The organism is Amycolatopsis thermalba (genome assembly GCF_003385215.1).
Classification (GTDB): Bacteria; Actinomycetota; Actinomycetes; order Mycobacteriales; family Pseudonocardiaceae; genus Amycolatopsis_E; species Amycolatopsis_E thermalba.
On sequence record NZ_PQHW01000026.1, the window covers coordinates 50022 to 67653 of the forward strand.

17 protein-coding genes are annotated in these 17632 nt (G+C 73.1%); 9 read left to right on the forward strand and 8 right to left on the reverse strand.

Annotated elements, in window-relative coordinates; genetic code table 11:
- Positions 1–10: 10 nt before the first annotated feature.
- Together D0D15_RS13500 and D0D15_RS13505 are read right to left on the reverse strand one after the other, a co-directional pair.
- The gene (locus tag D0D15_RS13500) at positions 11–757 is read right to left on the reverse strand and encodes an MSCRAMM family protein (protein ID WP_094007980.1); all 747 of its coding nucleotides are present in this window, start codon (positions 755–757) and stop codon (positions 11–13) included.
- Positions 754–3288, reverse strand: a complete 2535-nt coding sequence (locus D0D15_RS13505; RefSeq protein WP_094007981.1) for an MFS transporter — start codon at positions 3286–3288, stop codon at positions 754–756. Before D0D15_RS13505 ends, D0D15_RS13500 begins: the two co-directional genes overlap by 4 nt.
- Positions 3289–3474: 186 nt before the next feature.
- Between D0D15_RS13505 and D0D15_RS13510 the strand changes: the two genes are divergently transcribed.
- Both D0D15_RS13510 and D0D15_RS13515 read left to right on the forward strand, forming a co-directional pair.
- Complete coding sequence (locus tag D0D15_RS13510; RefSeq protein WP_094007982.1) at positions 3475–4338, forward strand: amidohydrolase family protein; 864 nt, start codon at positions 3475–3477, stop codon at positions 4336–4338.
- A gap of 9 nt (positions 4339–4347) precedes the next feature.
- Positions 4348–5874: an AMP-binding protein gene (locus D0D15_RS13515; RefSeq protein ID WP_115944472.1), complete on the forward strand. Its 1527-nt coding sequence runs from the start codon at positions 4348–4350 to the stop codon at positions 5872–5874.
- A gap of 3 nt (positions 5875–5877) precedes the next feature.
- Here the strand turns inward: D0D15_RS13515 and D0D15_RS36995 are convergent, their stop codons facing one another.
- Positions 5878–6894 carry a mycothiol transferase gene (locus D0D15_RS36995; RefSeq protein WP_244214954.1) on the reverse strand — a complete coding sequence of 339 codons (1017 nt, stop codon included), beginning with the start codon at positions 6892–6894 and terminating at the stop codon, positions 5878–5880.
- A gap of 171 nt (positions 6895–7065) precedes the next feature.
- On the opposite strand from D0D15_RS36995, the gene D0D15_RS13530 reads away from it, so the two are divergent.
- The 4 genes from D0D15_RS13530 to D0D15_RS13545 are packed head-to-tail and all read left to right on the forward strand — an operon-like array spanning position 7066 to position 10096.
- On the forward strand, positions 7066–8112 hold the full coding sequence (locus tag D0D15_RS13530) for an aromatic ring-hydroxylating dioxygenase subunit alpha (protein WP_094007984.1): 1047 nt from the start codon (positions 7066–7068) through the stop codon (positions 8110–8112).
- Positions 8109–8327, forward strand: coding sequence for a hypothetical protein (locus tag D0D15_RS13535; protein ID WP_094007985.1), 219 nt, complete (start codon positions 8109–8111; stop codon positions 8325–8327). Before D0D15_RS13530 ends, D0D15_RS13535 begins: the two co-directional genes overlap by 4 nt.
- On the forward strand, positions 8324–9286 hold the full coding sequence (locus tag D0D15_RS13540) for a PDR/VanB family oxidoreductase (protein WP_094007986.1): 963 nt from the start codon (positions 8324–8326) through the stop codon (positions 9284–9286). The genes D0D15_RS13535 and D0D15_RS13540 overlap by 4 nt, the downstream gene beginning before the upstream one ends.
- 24 nt (positions 9287–9310) lie before the next feature.
- Entirely contained in the window at positions 9311–10096 is a 786-nt protein-coding gene (locus tag D0D15_RS13545) for an IclR family transcriptional regulator (protein ID WP_094007987.1), read from the forward strand.
- Positions 10097–10258: 162 nt separating this feature from the next.
- Here D0D15_RS13545 and D0D15_RS13550 read toward each other — a convergent pair whose 3' ends face one another.
- Positions 10259–10882 (reverse strand): alpha/beta hydrolase, encoded by a 624-nt coding sequence (locus D0D15_RS13550; RefSeq protein WP_094008012.1) that lies wholly within the window; start codon positions 10880–10882, stop codon positions 10259–10261.
- 52 nt (positions 10883–10934) lie between these two features.
- Here D0D15_RS13550 and D0D15_RS13555 point away from each other — a divergent pair, with 52 nt between their 5' ends.
- Positions 10935–11741, forward strand: coding sequence for an isocitrate lyase/PEP mutase family protein (locus D0D15_RS13555; protein ID WP_115944473.1), 807 nt, complete (start codon positions 10935–10937; stop codon positions 11739–11741).
- Here the strand turns inward: D0D15_RS13555 and D0D15_RS13560 are convergent.
- Entirely contained in the window at positions 11680–12885 is a 1206-nt protein-coding gene (locus tag D0D15_RS13560) for an MFS transporter (protein WP_094007989.1), read from the reverse strand. The two genes, D0D15_RS13555 and D0D15_RS13560, sit on opposite strands and share 62 nt — an antisense overlap.
- Positions 12886–12964: 79 nt before the next feature.
- Here D0D15_RS13560 and D0D15_RS13565 point away from each other — a divergent pair, with 79 nt between their 5' ends.
- Positions 12965–13849, forward strand: a complete 885-nt coding sequence (locus D0D15_RS13565) for a LysR family transcriptional regulator (RefSeq protein WP_233157459.1) — start codon at positions 12965–12967, stop codon at positions 13847–13849.
- A 43-nt stretch (positions 13850–13892) separates the two neighbouring features.
- Here D0D15_RS13565 and D0D15_RS13570 read toward each other — a convergent pair whose 3' ends face one another.
- From D0D15_RS13570 to D0D15_RS13580, 3 genes are read right to left on the reverse strand one after another with little or no spacing between them, the layout of a single operon-like run.
- On the reverse strand, positions 13893–14168 hold the full coding sequence (locus tag D0D15_RS13570) for a hypothetical protein (protein ID WP_094007991.1): 276 nt from the start codon (positions 14166–14168) through the stop codon (positions 13893–13895).
- Between the two features lie 57 nt (positions 14169–14225).
- Positions 14226–15494 (reverse strand): amidohydrolase, encoded by a 1269-nt coding sequence (locus tag D0D15_RS13575; protein WP_115944474.1) that lies wholly within the window; start codon positions 15492–15494, stop codon positions 14226–14228.
- 10 nt (positions 15495–15504) lie between these two features.
- Positions 15505–17049: an AbgT family transporter gene (locus tag D0D15_RS13580; protein ID WP_094007993.1), complete on the reverse strand. Its 1545-nt coding sequence runs from the start codon at positions 17047–17049 to the stop codon at positions 15505–15507.
- A 173-nt stretch (positions 17050–17222) separates the two neighbouring features.
- Here D0D15_RS13580 and D0D15_RS13585 point away from each other — a divergent pair.
- The coding region (locus D0D15_RS13585; protein WP_208646173.1) for a putative quinol monooxygenase at positions 17223–17632 on the forward strand (410 nt) is incomplete at its 3' end.

A 17632-nucleotide genomic window follows, 5' to 3' on the forward strand; every position in this document is an offset into this window, starting at 1 on the left:
ACGGAAACGCTCAGGTGAGCCGGACGTCCAGCCGCGCGGGCCCGCCGCCCACGTGCGTCGCCTGCCGGACCGGCGCGTAACTGGTAGCGACGACGGTGTAGGTCCCGGGTTCGAGGTCGTGGAAGGCGTAGCGCCCGTCCTCGCCCGCGTACGTGCTCCGCGTGACGTTGCCCGCTTCGTCGAGCAGGCTCACCGTGATCCGCGGCCACGGGCGCGGCAGGTCGCCCACGGTGACCGAGCCGCGGATCACCGCCGCCTCGGCCAGTTCGACGTCCTGCCGCACGGACGCGTCGGTCATGGGCACCGCGACCGCCACCGGCCGGTACCCCGGGGCGTTCACGGCGAGCGTGTACGCCCCGGCGGGCAGCGCGCCGAAGGAGTATTCGCCACCCTGCCCGGACAGGTAGGAGCCGACGACCTCGCCGCGCGCGTCGGCCAGCGTCACCGTCGCGTCCGCGACCGGCACGCCGGTGGTGGCCGAGCGCACCACGCCGCCGAGTCCGGTCGCGCTCTCCAGCACGAGGTCCGGACCGGCCGCGGTGCCGCCGACGGTCACGGTGGCCGCCTCCGGCCGGTACGCCGGCGCCGACGCGATCAGGACGTGAACGCCCCGGCCGGGCGCGGGCAGCCGGTAGCCGCCGTCGCCGCCGGTGGTGCCGCGCGCGATCTGCTGCCCGCTGGAGTCGACGAGCGTGACCACGGCACCCGGCACCGGGATCCCCGCCACGTCGCGCACCCGCCCGGTCACCTCGGTCATGAGCGCGCCTGCTCGGGACGGCCGGCGCGCAGGTCGGCGTCGACGGTCGCGGTTTCGCCGCCGCCCAGGTCGACCTGCCGCACCACGGGTTCGAACAGGCTGGTCACCACGGTGTAGTCGCCGGGCGCCAGGCCGGCCACCAGGTAGTCGCCGTGCTCGTCGGTCACCGCGGTCGCGGCGAGTTCCCCGGCGGCGGTGCTGACGGTGACGCGGGCGCCGGGCACCGGGCGCTCGTCCGGCCCGGTGACCGTGCCGCGCAGCGTGCCGGCGGCCTGGACCAGCAGGTCCGCCACGGCGGGTTCGGTGCCGGACACCGCGACGGTGGCGGCGGCCGGGCGGTGGCCGTCCAGGTGGGCGGTCACCGTGATCTCCCCGGCGGGCAGGCCGGCGAGCTGGAAGGTGCCGTCGGCGCGGGTGCGGGTCCGCGCGAGCACCTGGCCGTCGCCGTCCGTGGCGACCACCGCGGTGTCCCCGGCGCCGGAGCCGCCGGGGGAGCGGCGCACGATGCCGGTCACGGTCCCGCCGCCGGACACCACGAAGTCCCGCACCGCGCCCGAGCCGTTGAGCGTGACCGCGGCGGCCTCCGGCTGGAAACCGGGTGCGGTGACGATGAGCGTGTAGGTGCCCGGGCGCAGGCCGGGCACCGCGTAGCCGCCGTCCGCGCCGGCCCGGGTGCGGGCGGCCTGCCTGCCGTCGGCGCCGGTCACGGTCACCACCCCGCCGGCGAGCGCGGTGCCCCCGGCCGTGCGGAGCCGACCGGCGATCCGTCCCGGGCCCGCGGTCACGGCGTCGTGCTCGCTCACGTCGACGATCTCGCCCGCGGCGGCGGCCAGTTCGGAGCCCGCGGTCTCGTGCGGCTGCCCGGGCGCGGCCCGGCGCGAGGGCCCGGTGAACCAGGACGCGAGCGCGGCGATCACCGAGGCGATGATCGCGAACCAGAACGCGGCGGTGAGACCGTCGGCGAACGGGCCGGAGATCAGCTGCGGGAAGAAGCTGCGCCCGGTCAGGTAGGCGGCCTGGTCCGGCGGCAGGGTGTGCAGCACGCCGCCGAGGAGCTGTTCGATCGGGTTGTAGCCGAGGAACGCGGCGAACAGCACCCCGACCGGCGGCAGCGACGCGATCTGGTTCGCGTCCGCGGCCGGCACGCCGTGAGCGGTCAGGCCCTGCGCCATCGCGGTCGGCAGGTGGTCGGCCAGTCCGGCGATCATCAGGCTGAAGAAGAAGCCGATGGACAGCACCATCGCCGAGTTCTGGAAGGTCGCGGTCATGCCCGCGCCGGCGCCGCGGGCGTTGTTCGGCAGGCTGTTCATCACCTCGGCCCGGTTGGGCGAGGTGAACAGGCCCATGCCGAGTCCGTTGAGGAGCAGGATGGCGGCGAAGGCCCAGTAGCCGAAATCGACGGGCAGGACTTCCAGCAGGACGAAGCTGACCGCGGTGATCAGCATGCCGCCGGTGGACAGGAACCGGCCGCCGATCCGGTCGGAGATGACGCCGGAAACCGGTGCGGAGACCAGGAATCCGATGGTCAGCGGCAGCATGTAGATGCCGGCCCACAGCGGGGTCTGCTCGAAGCTGTAACCGTGCTGCGGCAGCCAGATGCCCTGCAGCCAGATGATCAGCACGAACTGCAGGCCGCCGCGGCCGAGCGAGGCGAGCAGGTTCGCCAGGTTGCCGAAGGTGAACGCGCGGATCGTGAACAGCCCGAGGTTGAACAGCGGGTTCGCGACCTTGGTCTCGATCACGCAGAAGACGACGAGCACGGCGGCGCCGCCGATGAGGCAGGACAACACGAACGGGCTCGTCCAGCCCATCGTGTGGCCGCCGTAGGGCTGGATACCGTAGGTGATACCGACCAGCACGGCGATGAGGCCGGCCGCGAAGGTCAGGTTGCCCCACCAGTCCATCTTCGCGCGGTGGCGCTCGCTGGTGTCCTTGAGCTTGAGGTAGGCCCAGATCGTGCCGAACACGCCGAACGGGACGGACACGAGGAAGACCAGCCGCCACTCGACCGGGCCGAGCAGGCCGCCGATCACCAGGCCGAGGAAGGAACCCGCGATCGCGGCGACGCCGTTGATGCCCAGCGCCAGGCCGCGCTGGCGCTGGGGGAAGGCGTCGGTGAGGATCGCGCTGGAGTTCGCCATCAGGAACGCGCCGCCGATGCCCTGGACGATGCGCCAGGCGATCATCCAGATCGCCGCCGCGTCCCCGGTCGTCCAGGTGATCGCCAGGAAGACGGACGACACGGCGAAGACGGCGAACCCCAGGTTGTACATCCGGACGCGGCCGTACATGTCGCCCAGCCGCCCGAACCCGACCACCAGCACCGCGGTGACGACGAGGAAGCCCATCATCATCCACAGCAGGTAGCTGGTGTTCGACGGCTCCAGCGGGTTGATGCCGATGCCGCGGAAGATGTCCGGCAGCGCGATGAGCACGATCGAGGAGTTGATCGTGGCCATCAGCATGCCCAGCGTGGTGTTGGACAGCGCGATCCACTTGTAGCGGGGACCGAGCGCAGGCTGCACTTCCATCACTCCCACCAGCGAAAATTAGTTGACCTATGCTAACTGGTTTCGCCGTGCGGGTGATGCGGCTCGCGCGTGATCCGGCTCGCAGGAATCTGGCGCATTTCCGGAGAATGTGCATCCAAGCGGACACTTCCGGCGAGCAGAAGCGGCGTTGACAGCGCCGCACGAGTATCAGTAGACCTGATAACCATGGATCTCAGTCAGCTCGAGGCGATCGACGTGCACGTCCACGTCGAGACCGACGACCACGGGCACCTGTCCCTGCCCGACGACTTCGTCGAGGCGTCCTCGGCCTACTTCGGCGCCGGCGCCCGGCGGCCGACCATCGACGAGATCGCCGCCTACTACCGCGAACGCCGCATCGGCGCGGTGCTGTTCACCGTCGACATCGAGGCGTTCACCGGGCACCCCGCGCTGTCCAACGAGGAGATCGCCGAGGCGGCGGCCAGGCACCCGGACGTGCTCATCCCGTTCGCCAGCATCGATCCCGCCAAGGGCCGGGCCGGTGCGCGGCAGCTGGAGCGGCTGATCGCCGATCACCGGGTGCGCGGCCTGAAGTTCCACCCGAGCCTGCAGAACTTCGCGCCCAACGACCGCAGCGCCTACCCGCTGCTGGAGATCGCGCAGGAGCACGGCCTGCCCGCGCTGTTCCACACCGGGCAGACCGGCATCGGCGCGAACATGCGCGGCGGCGGGGGAGTGCGCCTGGGCCTGTCCGACCCGATGCTGCTCGACGACGTGGCGATCGACTTCCCGGACCTGACGATCATCATGGCCCACCCGTCGTTCCCGTGGCAGGACGAGGCGCTCGCGGTGGCCACGCACAAACCGAACGTCCACATCGACCTGTCCGGCTGGTCGCCCAAGTACTTCCCGCCGCAGCTGGTCCGCTACGCCAACAGCCTGCTGCAGGACAAGGTGCTGTTCGGCTCGGACTACCCGCTCATCACGCCGGACCGGTGGATGGCCGACTTCGCGCGCCTGGACATCAAGGACCACGTGCGCCCGAAGATCCTCAAGGACAACGCCGTCCGCGTGCTCGGCCTGGGTTAGGAGCCGGAGATGATCCACCGCAGCCCGCTCCCGGACGTCGAGATCCCGGACGTCACGCTCACCGAGTACGTGATCGGCGGCGCGGCCGCCTTCGGCGACGCGACCGCGCTCGTCGACGGCCGCACCGGCGAAACCCTGACGTACGCCGGATTGCGTGCGGCGGTGACGGCCGGGGCGGCGGGCCTCGCCGCGCACGGCGTCGGGCCCGGTGACGTCGTCGCGCTGATGAGCCACAACCAGCCGTCGTTCGTGGTCGCCCTGCACGCGGCGATCGCGGCCGGGGCGGCGGTCACCCCGGTCAACCCGGCGCTGACCCCCGGGGAGATCGCCAAGCAGCTGCGGCTGTCCGGGGCGCGGGTGGTGATCGCGGCGGAACCGGTGGCGGACAAGGCACTCGAGGTGGCCGGCGAGGTGTTCGTGCTGGGCGAGCGCCCGCGTGCCCGGTCGTTCACGTCGCTGTTCACCGACGGGCCCGCGCCGCGGCTCGGCCTGGACCCGGCCACGACGGTCGCGGTGCTGCCGTTCTCCAGCGGCACCACCGGGATCCCCAAGGGGGTGCGGCTGACGCACCGCAACCTGGTCGCGAACCTGGCGCAGACGCGCGCCGGGTGGCGGATCGGGCCGGACGACGTGCAGGCCGCGGTGCTGCCGTTCTTCCACATCTACGGCTTCACGATCATCCTCAACTCGGGCCTGCTCGGCGGGGCGAAGGTGGTGACGCTGCCGCGGTTCGAGCTGGACGAGTACCTGCGGACGCTGGCGCGGCACCGGGTCACGCGCGCCTACTTCGCGCCGCCGATGGTGCTGGCGCTGGCGACCGCGCCGCACGTCGAGGACCACGACCTGTCCAGCCTGCGGTTCGCGCTGTGCGGGGCGGCGCCGCCGGACGTGGCGGTGACCGAGCGCGCGCAGCGGCGGCTGGGCTGCCTGATCCGGCAGGGCTACGGCATGACCGAGGCCAGTCCCGGCACGCACCAGGTGTTCGACGACGATTTCGAGCGGACGCCGCCGGGCAGCGTGGGGCGGCTGTCGCCGAACACGCAGGCGCGGATCGTGGTGCCCGGGACGGATGACGACGTCGCCCCGGGCGAGACCGGCGAGCTGCTGATCCGCGGCCCGCAGGTGATGGACGGCTACCTGGACGACCCGGACGCCACGGCGGCGACGATCACCGGCGGCTGGCTGCACACCGGTGACCTGGTGCGCGTCGACGAAGACGGCGTGTTCTGGATCGTGGACCGGCTCAAGGAGCTGATCAAGTACAAGGGCTACCAGGTCGCGCCCGCCGAGCTGGAAGCGGTGCTGCTGACCCACCCGGCCGTGCTGGACGCCGCGGTGGTCGGCGTGCCGCACCCCGAGGGCGGCGAGGCACCGAAGGCGTTCGTGGTCACCGCGGAGCCCGTCGGCGGTGACGAGCTGATGGCGTTCGTGGCCGGGCGGGTCGCGCCGTACAAGAAGGTGCGCGAGGTCGAGTTCGTCGAGCGGATCCCCAAGTCCCCGACGGGCAAGATCCTCCGGCGGCTGCTCCGGACCTGACTCCTAGGACCTGGCGGCGAGCAGGATGTCGCGGGTCAGTTCGAGCTGTCCGTGGTGCTGGGCCAGCTCCTCGTAGACGTGCACGAGGGCGGTGCCCTGCCGCCGCCCGACCGGGGTGCCCGCGTACTTGTCCGGGACCTCGCCGCGCGGCGGGGCGTCGAAGTCGGCGGCCGCGGCGTCCGCGCGCAGCTGCTCGCGCGCCCGGGCGAGCCGGTCGAGGAGCGGGGCGACCGGGCCGGAGGCCGTGAACTCGGCCTCGCGGTCGCGGTCCACGGTGCGGCCCGCCACCACCTGGCCGCCCCAGGCCGCGATCACCCCGACGCAGTGGTTCACGATCGCGTAGGGCGTGTTCGCGCCCGGCAGGTCCGGCCGCGTGTTCGCCAGATCGTCGCCCAGGGCGGTGAGGATCGCCGCCATCCCGTCGAGCGCGCGGTCGGTGAAGAACAGGAAGCTCTCTTCATCCAGCATGATCACCATCTTCCCCGAAGCGCGCCGCCACGGTTCGGGTGGCAGGGCGAGGGCGTTGGCGAGCCCGCTGATCGTCCGGTACCAGCCGGCCAGCACCAGGAACTCCAGCAGCTGGGTGTCGGTCAGGTGCGCGGCCAGCTCGGTCCACCGGCCGGGCGAAACCGTCGCGGTTTCGTGCAGCTCGTCCACCGCTCCCACGAGTGCCCGCTGCCGCCGCGACCAGACCGGCGCGTCGGCGCCGCCGTGCACCGTCGCGGCCAGCTCATCCGCCGTGAGCTCGGGGAACACCACCGCGTGCACGCCCCACTCGTACTCGCATCCCGAGCGCGCGCACGCCCGCGCGATGACCAGCTCCCGGTCGCCGGCGGGCAGCTCCCCGTGGGCGAGCAGGCCGGCGCCGAGCACCCGCATCCGCGACGCGAGCTCCGGGTGCCGGTGCAGCACGCGGAAGAGCACCAGCGGATCGTGCGACACCTGCGGCGCCATCCAGCGGCGCAGGGCGTCCTCGATGCCGGGCGGATAGGGCGGGGTCAGCGGCGCGATCCGGGTCATGGGGCCTCCTCCGGGACTGCTTCGATTTCCGAACCAGTGTGGCGCTTCGATAATCGAAGCGCAAGGAGGGAGTCGCGCCGGTGATCTTTCACCTGCTGAAAACACGGCTGGTCCCGGCGCCGTGCCCCCGGCCACAGTGTGGTCGTCGCATCTACACCAGAGGAGCTGCAGATGACTGCGTTCGTGCGCGACCAGTGGTACGTCGCCGCCTACGGGAGCGAGGTCGGGCGGGAACTGCTGGCCAGGACGATCCTGGGCGAGCCCATCGTCTTCTACCGCACCGAGTCCGGCGACGTCGTCGCCCTCGCCGACCGCTGCGTGCACCGCCGCTACCCGCTGTCCGAAAGCCGCCTGGACGGCGACCGGATCGTCTGCGGCTACCACGGCTTCACCTACGAACCGTCCGGCACCTGCGTGTTCGTCCCCGGTCAGGCGCGCATCCCGCGCACCGCGCGCGTGCCGTCCTACCCGGTCGCCGAGCAGGATTCCTTCGTGTGGGTGTGGATCGGCGACCCCGCCCGCGCCGACACCGCCCTGATCCCGCGCGCGCCGTGGCTCGCCGACCCCGCCTACACCACCGTGTGCGGCATGGAGCCGCTGGCCGCGCGCTACGACCTGCTCGTGGACAACCTGATGGACCTGTCCCACGAGACCTACCTGCACGGCGGCTACATCGGCACGCCGGAGGTCGCGAACACCCCGATCACCACCGAGGTCGACGAGGACCGCCGGATCATCTACGTCAGCCGCCACATGGACGACGCGGCCTGCCCGCCGTTCTACGCCGAGTCCACCGGCATCGACGGCCGCATCACCCGCTGGCAGGACATCGAATACCACCCGCCGTGCCTGTACCTGCTGCACAGCCGCATCGCGCCGGTCGGCGTGCTGCCCAACGCCGACGGCACCGACCCGGACGGGTTCCACGTCGAGGTCGTCTACGCGATCACGCCGGAGACCGAGCACTCGACGCACGACTTCTGGGCCGTGGCACGGGACTTCGCGCTCGATGACCAGGAGGTCTCGGACTTCCTCGCGGAGAACAACCGCACGGTCGTGCTCCAGGACGTCGTCGCGCTCGACATCCTGGAGAAGGTCATCCAGTCCGAGCCCGAGGGGTACCAAGAGCTGTCGGTGAACATCGACACCGGCGGGCTCGCCGCGCGGCGCATCCTGAAGAAGATGGCCGGGGAACAGCAGAAGGCCGCCACGCGATGACGGAACGGACCGCGATGCTGCACGGCGACACCGTGTACCGCATCCACTGGAAGCTCGGCACCGATCTGCTCGTCGGGGTCTGCTACTGCGGCGCCGAGCACGAGTCGGAGGATCCGGTCGAGCTGTGGGAGTGGCTGCTGGCCCATCCCGGCGGCCACGACGACCCGGCGCCCACCGGTGACCCGGTGCTCGCCGGAGCGGGGAGCGCGCGATGACGGCGGTGCTGACCGAAGTGGAACTCGACGTTCTTCTGGAGCGCAAGGAAGAACTCGCCGACGGCGTGGTGCGGCTGACCCTGCGGCACCCCGCCGGCGAGCCGCTGCCGAAGTGGGAGCCGGGGGCGCACCTGGACCTCGTGCTCGGCGAGGGGCTGGTGCGCCAGTACTCGCTGTGCGGCGACCCGGCGGACTCCTCGGCGCTGCAGGTCGCGGTGCTGCGCGAGCCGGACGGGCGCGGCGGTTCGGCCCACGTGCACGATCGTCTGTCCACTGGGGACACCGTCCGGATCCGTGGTCCGCGCAACCACTTCCGGCTCGTCGACGCGCCGCGGTACCTGTTCGTCGCCGGCGGGATCGGGATCACGCCGATCGTGCCGATGATCGCGCGGGCCGACGCCGCCGGCGCGGACTGGCGGCTGGTGTACGGCGGGCGGTCGCGGGCGTCGATGGCGTTCCGCGCGGAGCTGGTCGAGCGTTACGGCGACCGGGTCGAGATCCGGCCGCAGGACGAGACCGGGCTGCTCGACCTGGACGCGCTGCTCGGCGAGCCGCGTCCGGGGGTGGCGGTGTACTGCTGCGGCCCGGAGCCGTTGCTGGCGGCGGTCGAGCAGCGCTGTGCGGCGTGGCCGCCGGGTTCGCTGCACGTCGAACGGTTCTCCCCGAAGGCGGGCGCGGACGCGGGGGAGCGGACGGCGTTCGAGGTGGAGCTGGCGGCCTCCGGCCGGACGGTGACCGTGCCCGCGGGCAAGTCGATCCTCCAGGCGGTCGAGGAGGCCGGGGTGAGCGTGCTGTCGTCGTGCCAGGAGGGCACGTGCGGTACGTGCGAGACACCGGTGCTGGACGGGGTGCCGGACCACCGGGACTCGCTGCTGACCGACGCGGAGCGGGCGGCGAACGACACGATGATGATCTGCGTGTCGCGTTCGTGCGGGCCGCGGCTGGTGCTGGATCTGTAGACCGCGGCGGGGCAGGATGATCGGATGGACGGCGAAGTCCGGAGTGTCACCGGCAAGGTTCTGGCGTTGCTGGGCGCGTTCACGCCGGCTTGCCCGGAGCTGACGCTGTCGGAGCTGGCGCGGCGGGCCGGGCTGTCGCTGGCGACCGCGCACCGGCGGGTGGCGGAGCTGGTGGCGTGGGGCGCGCTGGAGCGCGGGGCCGACGGCCGGTACCGGGTCGGGTTGCGGTTGTGGGAGGTCGCTTCGCTGGCGCCGCGCGGGCTCGGGCTGCGCGAGGCGGCGATGCCGTTCCTGGAGGACCTGTACGAGGTCACGCACGAGAACGTGCAGCTCGCCGTGCGCGAGGGCCTGGAGCTGGTGTTCGTGGAACGGATCGCGGGCCGCAAGGCGGTTCCGGTGTGGACGCGGGTGGGCGGCCGGTTCGCCCTGCACGCCACGGGTGTCGGGCTGGCGTTGCTGGCGCACGCGCCGGTGGAGGTGCAGGAGGAGGTGCTGGGCTCGCCGTTGCAGGCGTACACGGAGAAGACGGTGACGAACCCGGCCCGGCTGCGGGAGATGCTCGCGGCGGTGCGCCGGACCGGCTACGCGGTGAGCGACGGCCAGGTGACGACCGACGCGGTCTCGGTGGCGGCCCCCGTGCGGGACGGCGAGGGCACGGTGATCGCGGCAGTCTCCCTGGTGGTCCACGCGAGCGGCGCCCACCCGGCGACGCTGGCCCCACTGGTCCAAGCGGCGGCGCGCGGAATCGGCCGGGCGTGCGGCTCCCCCGGCGGGGCCAGGGTCTTCCCCCGGGAGCCGATCGCGCGGTGATCCGTGCCGGGCAAGCGCGCGGCCGAGCGGGCACGGCGCCTCGCGCTTGCGGGACGCAACTGGGCTGCCTGCGGGTTGTACCCGGCGGTTCTGAAGCTCGCGCTCCCGGGGAGCCCGGCAGGCTCGCCCGTGCCCGCCTCCTCAGCCGGTCCGCGCACCCCGTCAGGCAGTCAGCAGCTTCCGCACCTCCCCCACCTCGTCGTCGTTCACCAGGTGCTCCCGGTCCTCGTACACGCGCAGCGTCACCGCCGCGTCCATCCGCTCCAGCAGCCTCGCCGTCGCCTCCGCTCGCTCCAGCGGCACCCACTCGTCGTAGCGGCTCGTGCCGGCGAAAACCGGCGTGCCGGCCAGCGAGCCCGACGGCGCGCGCTCGTCCGGCCCCAGGTAACCGCCGGTCAGCAGGGCGGCCCCGGCATACCGCCGCGGTGAGCGGACCAGCAGTTCCGACACCAGGCACGCCCCCTGCGAGAACCCGATCAGGACCACCTCCTCCGCCGCGATCCCGGCCTCCGCGATGCGCGCCAGGTGCGCCGCCATCGCCTCCAGCGCGTAGTCCGCCCACGGCTGGTTCACCGCGAGCGGCTGCATGAACCCGGCCGGGTACCAGGTCTGCCCCGCCGCCCGCGGCAGCACGTACGCGACCTCCGGCACCGCGACCCGGTCGAGGATCGCGAGCATGTAGTCCGGCGTCTGACCCCGCCCGTGCACGACGAGCGCGGCGCGCCGGGCCCGGGCCAGGGGCGCGCCCGTGAAGACCGGGGCCGGTTCCAGGTGCGGGTTGCTCACGGACGCGATCGTATCGGCCGGCACCGACGATTCCGGGCGCTAGCGTGCCGGCATGAGCTTCGCCGAGCTGCACCACACCGGCAAACCCCTGCTGCTGCCCAACGCCTGGGACCACGCCTCCGCCGCGGTCCTGGTGGCGGAGGGCTTCCCGGCGATCGGCACCACCAGCCTGGGTGTCGCCGCCGCGGCCGGCCTGCCCGACGGGACCGGCGCGACCCGCGACGAGACCGTCGCGCTCGCCCGGCGCTTGACCCGCCTGCCCTGCTACCTCACCGTCGACATCGAAGGCGGCTTCGCCGACGACCCCGCCGAGGTCGCCGCCCTCGGCGCGGAACTGGCCGCCGTGGGCGTGGCCGGGGTGAACATCGAGGACGGCCGCGACAACGGGCGCCTCGCCGACCCCGCCCACCAGCAGGAGCTGATCGCCGCGCTCAAGGCCGCCGCGCCCGGCCTGTTCGTCAACGCCCGCACCGACACGCACTGGCTCGCGACCGGGGAGGACCCCGTCGCCCGCGTCCGCGCCTACCAGGAGGCCGGGGCCGACGGGGTGTTCGTGCCGGGACTGCCGGACGAGACGTCGATCGCCGCGGTGGTCGCGGCGGCCGACGTCCCGGTGAACGTCCTGTTCTCGCCGTCCGGTCCGCCACTGGACCGGCTCGGCGAACTCGGCGTGCGGCGGATCAGTTGCGGATCGCTGCTGTTCCGGGCGGCGCTGGAGGCCGTGGCCCGCACGGCCGGCGCGGTCGCCACCGGCGGCGAGATCCCGCCCGTCCCGGCCTACGCGGACGTGCAGGCGCTCAGCTCGCCCGGAACAGCCGCCGCACCACCGCCGCCAGGATCGCCAGCAGCGCCACGGTGAACCCGAGCAGCGCGACCCGGATGTCCACCGCCTGCGTGGCCACCCCGAGCGCGAGCACCGGCACCGCGAGCCCGGTGTAGGCGGCGAGGAACAGCCCGGCCAGCGCCTCACCCCGGCTTTCCGCCGGGGCCAGGCCGAGCACGATCCCGATGCTGCCCTTGAACCCGGCGCCCGCCCCGGCACCGGCGAGCACCGCGCCGAGCAGGAACAGCGCGAGGCTGGGCAGCCACACCGCGACCGTCACCAGCACGAGCCCCACGGTCAGCAGCCCGAGCCCGGTGGCGAGCAACCGCCGCAACCCCGTGCGCGCCAGCACGATCTGCGCGACCGCGGCGGCCCCGAACACGGCGAACACGCTCACCCCGGCCAGCGCGTGCGAGTGCTGGTGCAGGGTGTTCGCCAGGAACCCCGGCGCGAGCGAGGTGAACAGGCCGAACACGGCGAACTCGGCGAGCGCGGCCGCCCCCGCGGCGAGGTAGCGCGAGCGGGCGTGCGGCGGCACCGAAACCCGCTGCGGGCGGTAGCGCACGCGCGTGGCGGTCACGGTTTCCGGCGTCAGCGTCACCGCGAGCGCGCCGAGCAGCATCAGCGCCTGGAACACCAGGTAGGGCACGTGCAGCGGGTCGCCTGCGTACTCGGCCAGCAGCCCGGTCACGAGCGGGCCCAGCCCGATGCCGCCGAGGTTGGCCGCCGTCGCGACGACGTCGGCCCGGGTCCGCGCCGCGCCCGGCCGGGCGGCCAGGTGCAGCTCGGTCAGGTGCGCGGTGGCGGTCGCGGTGAGCATGCCGATGCTGATACCGGACAGGAACCGCGCCGCGAGCAGCGCGGGCACCGACGACCAGGCCAGGAACACGACCCCGGCGAGCACGTTCACCAGCACCGCGGGCATTAGCACGCGGCGGCGGCCCACCCAGTCGGACACGTGGCCGGCCACGAACAGGCTGGCGATCACACCGAGCGCGTAGGCGGCGAAGACGAGGGTGACCGTGAACGGGCCGAACCCGTCCTTGGCCTGGTACAGCACGTACAGCGGCGCCGGGGCCGCGGAAAAGCCCATGGTCACCGCGAAGGTGTAGGCGACGAGCCAGAAGCCCGCGCCGTGACGGCGGGACGCGGTGCGCGGGGCGGTGGTCTCAGTGATCACGAGCCCAGGGTGCGCCCGACCGGCCATCTCGTCCAACGAATGTTTTCGCTCGCAGCTATCGCGGTGTTAGATAGCCGGTGTGGAACTGCGCCAGCTGTCGTACTTCGTCGCGGTCGCCGAGGAGCTGAGCTTCACGCGCGCGTCCCAGCGGCTCCGGGTCGTGCAGTCGGCGGTGTCGACGGCGATCCGCGCGCTGGAGCGGGAGGTCGGCGCCGAGCTGTTCGACCGGGACAGCCGCCGGGTCGCCCTGACCGCCGCCGGCGCGGCCATGCTGCCCGAGGCGCGCACCGCACTGGCCGCGGCGCGCGCGGCGGCGCAGGCCGCGGCGGGCGCGAGCGGTGAGGTGCGCGGCGTGGTCACCATGGGCACGCTCCTGTCAACCGGGCGGGTGAACGTGCCGCGGCTGCTGGGGCGGTTCTCGCGGCGGCACCCGCGCGCCGCCGTGCGGTTGCAGTACTCGCCCTCCGGCTCGGCGGGACACGTGCGGGCGGTGCTGGACGGGCGGATGGACCTGGCGCTGGCGTCCCTGCCGGGGCGGGCACCGGCGGGGCTGGCGCACGAGATCGTCGCGGAAGAGGACCTGAGCCTGCTGGCCGCGCCGGACCACCCGATGGCGCGCCGGAGCGCGGTGACGCTCGCCGAGCTGGCGGAGGAGTCCTTCGTGGACTTCCCGGCCGGATGGGGGAACCGGACGCTGGTGGACCGCGCCTTCGCCGGGGCGGGACTGAGCCGGCAGGTGCCGCTGGAGGTGCCGGACTACGTCACGGCGCGGGCACTCATCTGCCAGGGGCTCGGGGTGGGTTTCCTGCCCGCGGGCGCGGCGGGGGAGATGACGGGCGTGGTCGAGGTGCCGCTGGCCGAACCGCTGCGCTGGTCGGTCTCGGTGATCCACTCGGCGGCGCGACCACTGTCCCCCGCGGCGGCGGCCCTGCTGCGTGAGGTGCACGCGGAGCTGGAGGTCTAGGCGTTCGCCGGAGTTCACCGCGCTGGTGCGGTGGCGGCGATCCTCAGGCTGCGTGCGCCCGCTGCGCCCGGAGCTCGGCGAGCCCGGCCTCGGTGGGCACGACGGGCACGTCCTCGGTTCCCGGGCCGGGCGCGGCGGAGATCAGCTTGCGCCAGCTGAGCCGGTCGAGCGCCTCGCACTCCCAGGGCGGGACGCGCCCGGCCGCGGCGCCGTCGGGGCCGGCCCACATGTAGCAGGTGGGCGCGCCCCACAGGCCGTTGTGGAACAGGATGAGCCCGGCGGCCGTGTCGGCCAGGGCCTGCAGTTCTTGCGCGGTCATACCACAAAGGGTGCCCGCGGGGAAGACGAGCACACATCCGCCGAACCACCGAGTCGGCTACGTATTGTCATCCGTACGTGTGACCTGGCGCACCAGTGCCTCCAGCACGTCGACCGCGACGGGCAGCGCCGCCTCGTCGACGTCGAAGTACGGGTTGTGGTGCGGCGCCGGGTTGCCGCCCCCGACGACCGTGTACGTGGCCAGGCCGCCCGCGCGCTGCACGGCTTCGGCGAAGAGGCTGGCGTCGTCGCTGCCGCCCATCTCGTGCAGCCGCACGGCCCGCTCACCGTGACCGCTCGCGTCGGCGGCCGCGGGCACCGCGTCCAGCAGCTCGTCGTCGCAGGTGAGCGACGTCGAACCGCCGGTCTCCTCGATCTCCACCGCCACGCCCTGTGCCTGCGCGGCCCCGCACAGCACCTGCTTGACCCGCTCGGTGAGGTCGGCGTTCACCGCCCCGTCCTTCGACCGCGCCTCGCAGGTCAGCTCGGCCACCGCGGGCACGATGTTGACGTTGCCCCCGGCGTGCAGGGTGCCGACGTTGACCCGCGTGTCGGCCGCGGAGAACCGCGGCAGGCCGTGGATGCCGAGCACGGCCGTCGCGGCCGCGAGCAGCGCGTTGCGGCCGTCCTCGGGCGCCGCCGCCGCGTGCGAAGCCACCCCGGTGAAGCGGGCGCGCATCTTGGTCGTGGCGAAGATGCCGGTGATCCCCGCCGCGACGGCCGTCGCCGGCAGGTCCAGGCCCAGGTGCACGGCCAGGAACCGGTCGACCCCGGCGACGGCGTCCGCGGCGAGCATCGCGCGGGCACCCCGGCCGCCCTCCTCGGCGGGCTGGAACAGGAACCGCACGGTCCCGGGGAAGTCGCGGTCGGCCAGGCGCCGCGCCAGCGCCAGCCCGATGGCCACGTGCCCGTCGTGCCCGCACGCGTGCATGAACCCCTCGTAGCGGGAGCGGAACCCGTTCGCCGCGGGCGCGTGCGCCGGGTCGTCGGCCTCGGTCACCGGCAGCGCGTCCATGTCGAACCGCAACGCCCACGCCGGACCGGGCCGGCGGCCGGCAAGGTCGGCGATGATCGCCGTGCCCTCGGTGGCGAACCGCCGCACGTCCCCGGCGTCCGCGCCGGTCTCGACGGCCCGGTCCGCGAAGCGCCGCAGCGTGGCCTCGTCCGGATAGGCGGGCACGCCCTCGCGCCGCATGGCCGCGACGCCGGTGCGCACCTCGACCGGGAGTTCCCGCAGGTGCGCCAGCACCGTCGCCGCCGTCCGCACCTCGCAGAAGGCGGGCTCGGGGTGCGCGTGCACGTCCCGGCGCAGGGCGACCAGATCCATCGGGCTCCTCTCATCGCGGCAGGTGCACGTGCACCCCCGGGCCGAACGGGATGTCCCCGAAGTAGAACACGGCGAGCAACCCCACCCACACCACCCAGAACGGGATCACGAAGATCGACATGCGGGCGATCAGCGTGCCCAGGCGGACGTCCGGTTCGTAGCGGCGCAGCACGGTCAGCAGCACGAACAGGTAGGGGCTGAGCGGGGTGATGATCTGCGTGGCCGAGTCACCGATGCGGTAGGCGGCCTGCACGAACCCGGGGTCGTAGCCCAGCAGCATGAACGCGGGCACGAACACCGGCGCCACCAGCGACCACAGCGCCGAGCCGGACGTGATGAACAGGTTCAGCACCGACACCAGCACGACGAACGCGAGGATGCCGGCGAACCCGGTCAGGTGCACCGACTGCAGGAACTCGGCGCCGCGCACGGCCAGCAGCGTGCCCAGGTTGCTCCACGTGAACACGGCGATGAACTGCGAGATCGCCAGGATCAGCACGATGTAGCCGGCCATGTCCTTGACGGCCTCGGCCATCATGGACGGCACGTCGCCCGGTCCGGTGATGGTGCCGGTCGTGACGCCGTAGGTGATCCCGGCGAGCACGAACGCCAGGAACAGCACCAGCACCAGCCCGGTCAGCAGCGGTGAGCTGATCAGCGAGCCGTTGTCGCCGCGCAGCGGGCTGCCCGGCAGCAGCCACGCCCCGGCGACTACCACCACGTAGGCCACGAGCACGATCGCGGCGCGGCGCAAACCCTTGCGCTGCACCGGGGTCAGCGCCGCGCTCTCGTCCGCCGCGGTGCCTTCGGGCGGGGTGTAGGGGCCCAGCCGCGGCTCCAGCACGCGCGCGGTCAGCCACGCGCCGAGGAACGGCAGGAGCAGCCCGGCCGCCGTGGTGAAGAACCAGTTCATCGCCATGGTGACCTGCGGCTGCACCGCGACCGGGACGACGGTCACCGCCTTCTGCGTGAGCCCCGACAGCAGGGCGTCGTAGCTGCCGAGCAGCGTGCCGGCGCCGTAACCGCCGGTGACGCAGGCGAAACTGCCCACCGCGCCGGCCACCGGGTGCCGCCCGGCGGCGCGGAACACCAGCGCGGCCAGCGGCGGGATGACGATGATGCCCGCGTCGGCCATGACGTGCGCCTGGAACGACACCAGCGACACCGCGAACGGCAGCAGCCAGCGCGGGGCGCGCGAGAAGACCGCGCGCACGGCCGCCTCGAGCAGCCCGGCGCGTTCGGCCAGGCCGACGGCCAGCAGCATCACCAGGACGTTGCCCAGCGGCGGGAAGGTGACGAAGTTGTCGACCAGCTTGCTCAGCAGGAACCGCACGCCCTCGCCGGTGAACAGGCCCTTGACGGCCACCGGTTGCGTCGTGCCGGGCACCGTGACGGTGACGTGGCAGGCGGCGACCGCGGTGGTGATCACCGCGAGTGCCGCGAACAGGTACACGAACAGGAAGAACGGGTCCGGCAGGCGGTTGCCGACCCGTTCGACGAAGCCGAGGACCCGCTCGGCGGGGGACTGTTTCGCCTGTGCTGGGGTGGTGCTCAACCGCTGCCTCCTTGATCGTGCCGGGTCAGGATGGCAGCCGACGATGTCGGCGGGATGTCGGAGTTTTTCGGACAGGTGAAGTAAACCGGATCGCGGCAACCGGTGGCTCCGGAATTGTCGGTGGTGGCCGCTAGCCTCGGGCGCGTTGATGGACCACGACGAGGGGGGACCCGATGACCGAGATGTGCGAGCTGTTCGAGCTCCGGCAGTACACGCTGCACCCGGGGCGGCGCGAGGAGCTGGTGGCGTTGTTCGACCGGCATTTCGTGGAGTCGCAGGCCGAGGCGGGGATGCGGGTGTACGGCCAGTTCCGCGACCTGGACGACCCGGACCGCTTCGTGTGGATCCGGGGCTTCCCGGACGCCGCCCGGAGAGCCGAGGCACTGGCGGCGTTCTACGAGCGGCATCCCGCCTGGCGGACACACCGGCACACCGCCAACGCGACGATGGTGGATTCGGGCGACGTGCTGCTGCTGGAGCCGGTGACGGGAAGCCTGGATGCGGCGGGTGCGGGGCCGCCTGGCGTGGCGGGTTTCGGTGCGGGAGGTGCGGGGCCGCCCAGGGTGGTGGGTTCTGGTGGGGG

Excerpts from the sequence above, each read along its gene's own strand:
- D0D15_RS13540 (WP_094007986.1), top strand. The coding sequence starts at position 8,324 with ATGACGGCGGTGCTGACCGAAGTGGAACTCGACGTTCTTCTGGAGCGC.
- D0D15_RS13510 (WP_094007982.1), top strand. The coding sequence starts at position 3,475 with ATGGATCTCAGTCAGCTCGAGGCGATCGACGTGCACGTCCACGTCGAG.
- D0D15_RS13530 (WP_094007984.1), top strand. The coding sequence starts at position 7,066 with ATGACTGCGTTCGTGCGCGACCAGTGGTACGTCGCCGCCTACGGGAGC.
- D0D15_RS13545 (WP_094007987.1), top strand. The coding sequence starts at position 9,311 with ATGGACGGCGAAGTCCGGAGTGTCACCGGCAAGGTTCTGGCGTTGCTG.
- D0D15_RS13500 (WP_094007980.1), bottom strand. The coding sequence starts at position 757 with ATGACCGAGGTGACCGGGCGGGTGCGCGACGTGGCGGGGATCCCGGTG.
- D0D15_RS13535 (WP_094007985.1), top strand. The coding sequence starts at position 8,109 with ATGACGGAACGGACCGCGATGCTGCACGGCGACACCGTGTACCGCATC.
- D0D15_RS13570 (WP_094007991.1), bottom strand. The coding sequence starts at position 14,168 with ATGACCGCGCAAGAACTGCAGGCCCTGGCCGACACGGCCGCCGGGCTC.
- D0D15_RS13505 (WP_094007981.1), bottom strand. The coding sequence starts at position 3,288 with ATGGAAGTGCAGCCTGCGCTCGGTCCCCGCTACAAGTGGATCGCGCTG.
- D0D15_RS13555 (WP_115944473.1), top strand. The coding sequence starts at position 10,935 with ATGAGCTTCGCCGAGCTGCACCACACCGGCAAACCCCTGCTGCTGCCC.
- D0D15_RS36995 (WP_244214954.1), bottom strand. The coding sequence starts at position 6,894 with ATGACCCGGATCGCGCCGCTGACCCCGCCCTATCCGCCCGGCATCGAG.
- D0D15_RS13515 (WP_115944472.1), top strand. The coding sequence starts at position 4,348 with ATGATCCACCGCAGCCCGCTCCCGGACGTCGAGATCCCGGACGTCACG.
- D0D15_RS13575 (WP_115944474.1), bottom strand. The coding sequence starts at position 15,494 with ATGGATCTGGTCGCCCTGCGCCGGGACGTGCACGCGCACCCCGAGCCC.